This is a genomic window from Streptomyces sp. URMC 123 (assembly GCF_051386515.1).
In the GTDB taxonomy this organism is placed as follows: Bacteria; Actinomycetota; Actinomycetes; order Streptomycetales; family Streptomycetaceae; genus Streptomyces.
In genome coordinates this window covers 1-602 of the sequence record NZ_JBPQTV010000686.1, presented here as the reverse complement: position 1 = coordinate 602, position 602 = coordinate 1, and the positions used below count along the sequence as shown (strand labels likewise).

Genomic DNA, 602 nt, shown 5'->3' with positions numbered 1-602 from the left:
GCGGGGGGGGGGGCGGCCGCGGCCCTGACGGCCACGGTGCTGACCCCGGGGCTCATGCTGGCGCCGAGCTCGACGAGACCCCACCGGGTGGGGGACGGCGGGAACTCCCACCTCGAGGCCCCGCCGAGCGCGCGGCCGGTCGAGCCCGGGGCGCAGGGCCCCGTGGTGGAGCCGTTCCCCCGGGACCCCGCCCGCGACCCGTACACGCGCCCCGACGTCCTGCTGTACTTCGACCGCGAGTCCGAGACCGGCTACGACCTCGACGCGAACACCCCCCGGCGCACCCTGGGGCCGGGCGTCGATCTGCGAAGTGCCAGGGTGGGCGACTCCACCGTCCGGCTCCAGGTGCACCGCGGGCAGGTATGGACCGCCGATTCCGACGGGACGAGCCTGAGCGAGTGTCTCCGCCGGCTCCTCAGGGTGCCCACCGAGGACCGGCGGTTCGTCGTCGACACCGGCCGGGCGACCGCCGGGAGGCTGTGCTTCGCGACCACGGAGGGGCGCCTGGCCGGCGCCGTGTGGGAGGACGACCGGGACGCGCGCTTCCTCCGCGTCCGGGTGACCCTCTGGTGACCCCCGCCCGCCCCCTCCCAGGGGATGCG

At 77.1% G+C, this 602-nt stretch carries 1 protein-coding gene; it reads left to right on the top strand.

Annotation, left to right across the window (positions count from 1 at the left end; translation table 11 throughout):
• A partial coding sequence (locus tag ACSNOD_RS31635; RefSeq protein WP_436770509.1) for a hypothetical protein occupies positions 1-573 on the top strand: 573 nt, incomplete at its 5' end.
• Between the last annotated feature and the right edge of the window lie 29 nt (positions 574-602).